Here is an 8,534-nt window from a genome sequence, read left to right as displayed (position 1 = left end):
GGGGGGGGGGGGGGGGGGGGGGGGGGGGGGGGGGGGGGGGGGGGGGGGGGGGGGGGGGGGGGGGGGGGGGGGGGGGGGGGGGGGGGGGGGGGGGGGGGGGGGGGGGGGGGGGGGGGGGGGGGGGGGGGGGGGGGGGGGGGGGGGGGGGGGGGGGGGGGGGGGGGGGGGGGGGGGCGGGGGGGGGGGGGGGGGGGGGGCCGGCGAGGGGCCGGGCGTGTGGCCCGGCACCACCTGCGGCGGAGGTGGCAACTGGTCGTGCGTCGTGCCGTCCCCGTTGCCGGCCGAGGGTTCCGTCGGCACGGGCGTGGGTGCGGGCGGGCTTACGGGCRGAGCCGGAGGCAGATGGTCCTTGGTGGTGTCACCGTTGCCGTTGGAGGGCACGCTGGGGACGGGCGCCGGAGCGGGGCTGGGCACCGGCGCGGGCGGCGGCGGATTGGGACCGGGACCCGGAGCCGGTGAAGGTGACGGCGAGGGCGAGGGTGAGGGCGAGGGCCCTGGGGATGGCGAAGGTCCAGGTGACGGCGCGGGCGCGGGGCTCGGGGCGGGCGGCGTGGGCGCCGGTGCCGGGGGGCGCGGCGGGCTGGGCAGGGCGTCGAGGTTCTCGGCCTCCTGGCTCGACACCGGGTGGCCGGTCGTGTAGACCTTGGCGCCGGTGTTGGACAGCACCACGTCGCCCGCTGATGCGATGCGGATGTCGCCGGTGGTCGAGCGCACCGGCACGGTCGGCGGGGCTTCGTTGCCGGTGGCGGCGCGGCCGATGGTGAGCTTGCTGCCGAGGGCATCGGCGCGCGTGGCCAGCAGGTCGGCGGAGGTGAGGTCGGCGCCGGCCACCAGCCGAAGGCTGCCGGCGCGGGCGCTGACGGCGACCCAGTCGTCCAGCGGCGTGCCGGCGCTGTTGTTGGGCGACTGGAAGCCGGCGCTGAGGCCGTGGTCGACCGTCAGGTTGCCGGCCGCGCGCAGCGTGACCGAGGTCTCGCCGGCGTGCGGCATGGCCTCGCGGTCGGCCTTGACGAGCAGCGGCAGGTTCCAGTCGGCGGTCAGGTGCATGTCGCCGCTGGACCGCAACTCGGCGCCGGCGTGCACGCGCATGCGCGGCTGCAGACTGCCCGGCGCCTGGCTGGGCTGCAGGGCACTCAGGCGCTGCGAGATGGCTTCGGCGTTGGCGTCGAGGAAGGCGCGGCTCTCGTGGTCGACGAAGGCGGTGCCGAAGCTGCCGGGGACGGGGCCGGGCACGGGGGTTGGCGATGGCGCGGGGGGCGTCGGCATAGGCGACGGGGCGGGGACCGGGGCGGCCGAGCCGTCGGGCAGCTGGTCGCGCGTGGTGGTGTCGCCATTGCCGGCCGAGGGTTGGGTGGGGCTGGCCGCATCGGCCAGGGCCTGGGCGGCCGGCAGGGCGCCGGCCGGAAGCGGTGGCGCCGGCGGCAGCTTGCTGCGCGTGCTGTCGTTGTCGGCCGGCGGCACCTGGGGTGAGGGCGCCGGCGCGGGCGTGGGGGCTGGTGTGGGTGAAGGTGTCGGGGCCGGGCTGGGCGCCGGTGCCGGCGTGGGTGCGGGAGCCGGAGCAGCCGACGGCGCGCTGCCGACGCCGATCTCGGTCACGTCGCGGTAGACCTTGGCAGCTTCGACGTCGACCAGCGAGACGCCGCTGAGCTGGGCGCCGATGGGCTTGATTTTGATGTCGCTGCCGATGCCGATGCCGCTGCCATCGCTAGCCAGGCCGTCGCGAGAGGCGCGCAGCAGCAGGCCGCCACCCTGGGCGGCGCTGGCGCCATGGGTGGCGATGCGGGAGCCCTCGGCGAGATCGATCTGGCCAGTGCTGCTGTGGAGCTCGATCTCTCCGCCCTGGCCGGTGCGGCTGGAGGCGAGCAGGGCCGCGCCGGCGTGCAGGGTCAGGTCTTCACCGGCCGCGAGCACCAGGCTGCCGGCGTCGCCGCGCGTGCTGCTGGCGTCCAGCACGCCGGCAATGTCGAGGCGGCCGGCATCGCTGACGAGGCGCACTTCGCTGGCGACCAGCGTGGTGCCCGCAGCGAGTTGCTGCGCACCCAGGCGGTTGCGCACGCTGATGGACTGGCCGAATTCGCCGGGCGCCAGGCGCGCGGCCAGCGCCGTCAAGTCGATCGCGTCGCGGCTGTCGATGGCGAGGCTGGCACCTGCGCCGCGCAACGCGCCGCCCAGCTCGATGCGGCCTTGCGCGGCCGACAGGCTGAGCCGGCCGCCATCGCCGCCACCGATGCCGGAGACGTCGAGCGCGGAGCCTGCATCCACGGCAAGGTTGCCGGCCATGCTTTGCAGCGACAGGCTGCCTGCGGGCAGGGCGACCGTCTGGCCGGCGACCTGGACGGTCTGGCCGGCCACGCTGACGATGGAGTTCGCCGCGGTATGCAGCAGGCCGGTGCTGGTGAGGTCGACGCGGCCGCCACGCAGCTCGATGCGGCTGGCCTGTTCGATGCTGGCGGCCTCGACGGCCAGCCGGCCGCCCGCCTGCTGCCGGGCGATGACCGCAGCGCCGGGGGTGGTAGTGCTGACCAGACGCAACGCGCCGCTGGCGCGCAGGCGGGTGTCGGCGCCGCCGGCATTGCCGATCAGCGCGGCGCCGAGGTTCAGGTCGCCCAGGGCCGAGAACTGGCCGGCGCCCTGCAGCCACAGCGCCTGGCCGGCCTGCCAGTTCGTCGTGGCGGCGACGCTGGCCCGGGCACCGCCGGCCAGCGTCAGGTCTTGCGTGGCCTGCAGCGTCAACTGCCCGCCGCGGCTGGCGCCGAGGGTGGGTGCGATGCCGCTGCGGTTGCCGAGCACGAGCTGGCCGGCGCGCACGACGGCTTCGCCGGCGGTGGGCGCGCGCAGCAGCGGCGCGTCCAGCGTCAGCTTGCCGGGTTGCACGCCGCCGAGGCTGTCGCCAGCGGCGAGGTCGATGCTGGTGTAGCTGCGCAGCGTCAGGTCGGCGTTGCTGCCCAGGCCGGTGAGCCAGCTCGGGTCGATGCGCAGGCGCTGCGGGTCCGTTCCCGCGCCGCCGAGATCGAGGCCGCCGGCGCCCAGGGCCAGGGTCGCAGCCTGCAGCGCCAAGCCGCTGCCCAGGCGTGCCTGGCCCGAGCTGTCCAGCGCGAGGGCGCCGCCTGCGGCGGTGAAGTTGACCTGGTCGCCGACGACCAGCCGACCGCTGAAGGCCTGCGGCGTGCTGCGCAGCAGTTCGGCCTGGGCATTGCTGCTGACGCGCACCGCGGCGCCGTCGCCGTCGACGCGGTATTGCCAGGGGTTAGAAGAGGCCAGCGGCGTGGCCGGGGCCGGAGCGGCGAGCGTGCTGCCGGACTCCAGCGTCAGCGTGTCGCGCGCGGCCAGGGTCAGGTCATGGGCCGACAGCACCGTGCCGGCGGCGACGCGCAGTTCGCGGGCCTGAACGTCGAGTGCCAGCGCGTCGGCTGCGGTGCCAGTGGGGCGGGCGCCGAGCACCAGGTTCTGCACGTCCAGTTCGGCTAGCTGGGTGGGGTTGAGCAGCAGGGTGCGGCTGTCGCCGGTGGCGAGCTGGCCGCCGACCTGGATCCGCTCCGCGGCGATGTAGACCTCGGCACCCCGGCCGGGCACGGCGGCGCTGGCGTCCTGCTGCAGGCTGCCGACGGCACTGCGCAGCGTCGCCTCCAGGTTCATCTGCTGGCCGGCCAGCACCAGGCGGCCGGCGTCGCGAGCGCCGGCCGGCACCAGGGCGCCGGCCTTGGCCGCGTTGGTGGCGAACTGGACGTCAAAGTCGGTGAGGCGGATCTCGGCACGCTTGCGGGCCTGGGCCGAGGTCTCCAGCGTCCAGCTGCCTGGCAGGGCGGCCTGCAGCGGCGTGCCGGCGTCGGCCAAGCGCGCACCGATGAGCTGGCTGCCGTCGGCCTGGGTGACGGCCGTGCCCAGGGCCGCGGGTGTGCCGCTGGCCGGGCGGATCAGATAGGCGCCGTCCAGCACCGCGTAACGGGCCGGCAGCAGCGTGTAGCGGCCGGCGGGCAAGGCGGCGCCCTCGCCGATGATGATCTCGCGACCCGGCACGGGCGTGGAGGTGGCGAGCGACGGGTCCCACATGCCTTGCAGCTTGCGGCCGGGCAGCAACGCAAAGGCGCCGTCGCTGCCGGTGAAGGCGTCCCTGGAGCCGCCGGGGCCGGGCACGAATTGCCAGCCCTTCAATTCGCCGCCGCCGCTGAGGTCGACGACAGCGCCGGCCTGCAGGTCCAGACTTGGCGCTTCGAGCACAACGGTCTTGGCCAGCGGCGCCGTCAACTTGAGCTGGGAGGCGGTGTCGCGTGCAGCATTGCTGGGTGGCGACCAGCTGTCGCCGTTGAACTGGCCATACAGCAGGGTCTGGCCGGCGCTGCTGACCGAGGTCTCGCTGCCGGGTTTGAGCGTGAGCTGCTCGCTGGCCTGCAGGCTGATACTGCCGAAGGGCGCGCGCAGCACGCCGGCCTGCTCGATCTGTACGGCCTTGATGGTCAGCTGGCCACCCGCGCTGGCGGGCTGGTCGGCCGGCTTGTTCGTCGCCGCGATGCTGACGCGGTGGCCGCTGGCATCGATGGTGAAGGGTGTGTCGGTGGCCGGGTAAATCTGGGCGGCGTGCAGCTGCAGGTCGGCCTGGGTCAGTAGCAGGCCGGCGCGGTCGGCGTCACCGATGGCGGCGCTTTGCAGGCGCAGGTCCTGCTGGGCCGTGGCCGTCAGGTGGCCGACGCCTTGGGTGGCCAGGCGGTCGGCCAGCACGAGGCTGTTGCCGGTAAGGCTCAGCGTGGCGTCGCCGCCCTGCGCGGTGGGCAGCTCGCGCAGTTGGTTGCCGATGGCCTGCGGCCGCGTCTGCTGGTTGCGCCAGCTCAGGTTGGCGGCGGTCAGCGAAGCGCTCGCGGCGCCATCCATCGCGATGCGGGGCGTGTCCAGCGTCAGGCTGCGGTCCAGGGTGAGGCTCACGCCGTCGGCAATGCGCAGGCCGTCCTGCGCGGCCAGGACCAAATCGGCCGCATGGCCGGCGGTGATCTGGGCGGCCGAGATCGAGGCGCTGGCGCTGTCCAGCTTGTTCGGTGCGGCCAGGTCCTGGGGGCGCAGCGCAGCGCTCGTCTGGCCGGCCTGGGCGGTCAGCTGCAGCTGGCGCACCGGTGGCAGGGCGCCGGCGGTGTCGTGGGCGCCGGAGGTCAGGCTGACGGCCAGGCGACCTCCAGGTTGCGTCGCATCGCCGCCGCTGGCGCTGAACTGACCCTCCAGCACCAGGGCGCCATTGCCGCTGAAGGCCAGGCCGCCGCCGCTGCTGGCCAGCGTCTGGCGCGAGGTCTTGACGGCACCGGCCTCGCGCAGCGAAACGTCCAGCTCGCCGCTGGCGCCATCGAGCTTGATCTGCGCGCCCTGCTGCCAGATCAGGCTGCCGGCCAGATTGCCGCTCACCGTTGCGCTGACATTGCCGCCGGCCAGCACCTGGCCGCGGGTCAGCCCGTCGCTGCTGGGCGTGACCAGCGTCGTGCCGCTCACGTCGATGAGGCTTTGCGAACCCAGCCACAGGTATTGCGGGATGAGCTCGTCGCCGCTGCCGCTGCTGCGTGACACCGCGAAGCTGACCGACCCGCCGGGTGCCTTGACCTGGCCGTTCCAGGCCAGCGCCGTGCTGGCGCTCAGCTGCAGGCTGGCCTGGGGGCGCAGCACGATGCTGGACCCTGCCGCCGCGGTCAGGCTGGTGGCGCGCAGGCTCAGATTGACGACCGGCGGCTGGCTGTTGCTGGCCTGTCCGACCTGCATGGCCGAGGCCGCCGCACCACCGGTCGCGACGTTGATCGCATCGGAGGCCGGGATCCAGGTCGTGACGACGGGCGCGATGCGGGTGGCGGCGCCGAGATCGAGGGTTTGCCGACCTTCCAGCGCAAAGCTGGCGAAGCCGCCCTGATTGAAGAAGTCGCCATCGAGTGTGAGATCGGCGGCCTTGTCGCTGCTGATGGCGATGTGCTGGGTCGTCAGCGACAGCGTGGCGCCGCGCTGCATCGAGTAGCCGCGCAAGCTGCCGGCAAGGGTGAGGCGGCGTTGGTCGGCGTCATCGGTCAAGCCGGCCGTGCCGGCCGCCAGCACCAGGCTGCCGCCGGTGCCGCCACGCACGGTGCCGTTCGCATCCGCCCAGGCACCGCCCGAGACATCCAGCACCGACCCCGCCGCCGTGCTGACGGCGCCGCGGCTGCTGAGCTGGATGCTGCCGCCGCCGGTCCCTGCGGCCGAGCCGACGCCGGCGTCCAGCAGCGCATTGGTCCAGGTGCCCGAGGCGTCGAGGTTCACGCCGGCACCGACCTCGATGCCGCCGTCCAGGCTGCGTGCGAGCAGACTGCCGCCGGGCAGGCGGATGGAACTGTCCAGGCTCACGCGGCCGTTCTGCGAGTCCAGCTCCAGGCTGCCCAGCACGGGCAGGGTGAGGCTGGCGCCGGCGGGCAGTTCCAGGTCGCCGAGCGTCGCGATCTGGATGCGGCCGAAGCCGCCCTGTTCGAGCTGGGCCAGCGACAGCTCGGCGCCGGCATCGCTGGCGCGGGCCTTGATGGCGAGGCTTTGCAGCACGGCGCCGTCATAGGTCGTCGAGCCGAAGTCGCCGCCATGGCGCGGCGCGCCCAGGCTCAGGCTGCCGAGGCCCGCACGGGCGTCCAGGCCGAGCAGCTGGCGGCGGCCCTGGGTGCTGGCGCCGCTGAGGTCGCCCAGCAGGCTCAGGCGTGGCGCAATGATGCTGATGCTGCCGGCGTCGCTGCCCTCGACATAGCCGGCCTCGGTGCGCGAGCTGCCGGAGAGGCCGAAGGCGACGGTCGCGCCATTGCGGTTCCACGCGCTCTTGTTCGCGAAGGCATTGCTGATGCCAGCATAGACCTGGTCCTTGGGCGCCGTATTCAGCGTGTAGACCTGGCCGTTCTCGGCGCTCAGCAGCGTCGGGCGCACGATGGCCTCGCTGACGTTCACGCGGCCGCCGCTGACGTCGAGCGTAGCGCCGGATGCGACGCTGACCGTGCCGCCCGACACGATGCTGAGCGTGCCGCCGGCCGCCAGGCGCTCGCTGGCGCTGCGCTGCAGGCCGTTGCGGTAGCTGGCCAGGTCGCCCAGGATGTCGGATGCGGCGCGCACATCCAGCGTGACCTTGTTGCGGTAGAGCAGGCCGCTCTTCTGCAGCGGCGCGTCCTTCAGGTCGTTGCTGCCGAGCAGCTCGGTGGTCACGAAGTAGCGCTCGACGCTGACCGTCGTGTCCGTCGTGCCGGACAGGTCGATGCGGGCGCCGGCGGCGATGCTCAGCCGCCCGCCATCGGGGTTGAAGGTCTGGCCGACGCCGGGCGCCGTGTCGTACGCGGGCGTGCTGGTGGCGCGCACGGTGGCCTGGGCGCCGGGGGCGACGATGCTGGCGCCGGCCTGCAACTGGATGTCGGCGCCCGACAGCGCCAGGCGCGAGGCCGTGAAGCCGGCGTTGGCGTCGGAAGTCAGCGGCTTGCCGTCGGCGCCGACGTCCTCGGGCTTGATCGTGATCTCGCTGTTGGCCCCCAGCACCAATTGGCCGCCGGCGCGGGCGCGCTTGTACTGCGGGTCGGACGGCGGCAGGGGCTGGGTGCCGCCCTGGGCCAGCAGCAGCACCGAGCCGTTCTGGGACACGCTGGTCGTGGCCGAGATGCGGCCGAACTGGTTGACGGCCATGCCCACCAGCGTAGTGTTGCCGCGCGCGGTCGTGATCTCGCCGCTGGCGGCGTTGCTGACCTTGCCGTCGCCGGCGCTGCCGAGTTCGGCCCGGCCCACCTCGACAAGCAGGCCGCGCAGGGCCGGCACGGCGGGATTGGATTCGGAGGCGTAGACCTTCTGCTCGATAGGCGCGTCGGTGGGCAGGCGCAGATAGGCCTCGGCGCCGGCGGCGAGCACGGCCTGGCCACCGGGCGTCGTGAGCTTGCCGGCGTTGTCGACCTGCTTGGCAAACAGGAAGATGCGGCCGCCCTCGGCGCTGGCCAGGGCCGCGCCGGCGTCGACGCGCACGAAGCTTTTGTCGAACAGCGTGGCGCTGTTCTCGGGGTCGAAGCTGTAGCGGAAAGCCGGGTCGGGCCCGAGCACGTTGTTGCCGAAACCGACCTTGAAGTCCTCGTCGCGCGGGCTCAGCGTGGTGGCGATGAGGCTGCCCACATTGACCTGGGCGCCCGCGCCGAACAGCAGGCCGTTGCGGTTGTAGAGAATGAGCTCGCCGCCGTTGGTGGCCTTGAGGCTGCCGTAGATGAGGCTGGCGTTGGCGTCGTGGATGCGGTTGAGCGCGCTGGCGCCGCCGGCCGGCATGTCGAAGGTGACCGAGCTGGCCTCGCCGATGTTGAAGCTGGCCCAGTTGTAGATGGCGCGTTGGCTGGTCTGCAGCACGCTCATGTCCTGGCCGCCGCGGTCGTTGGCCGTCACGACGGGGGCGACGCCGCCGTTGCCATAGACGCGCCAGCCGCTGGCGGTGGCCTTGGGCACGGTGGCGGCAGCGGGCTTGGTCTGCGCGTCGGCCGGCCAGGGCATAGCCGCCGCGAGTGCGACGACGAGGGGATGCAGAGTCAGCGGGCGGGCCATGG

General features: G+C 74.1%; 1 protein-coding gene. It reads right to left on the bottom strand.

Annotated elements, in window-relative coordinates; genetic code table 11:
- On the bottom strand, positions 1-8,532 hold an 8,532-nt coding region (locus ACXJKJ_RS25960), incomplete at its 3' end, for a two-partner secretion domain-containing protein (protein WP_457393618.1).
- Positions 8,533-8,534: the final 2 nt, after the last annotated feature.

Source organism: Roseateles sp. P5_E1 (genome assembly GCF_054049335.1).
Note: the sequence above shows the minus strand (reverse complement) of the source record. Positions and strands in the feature narration are given on the sequence as shown.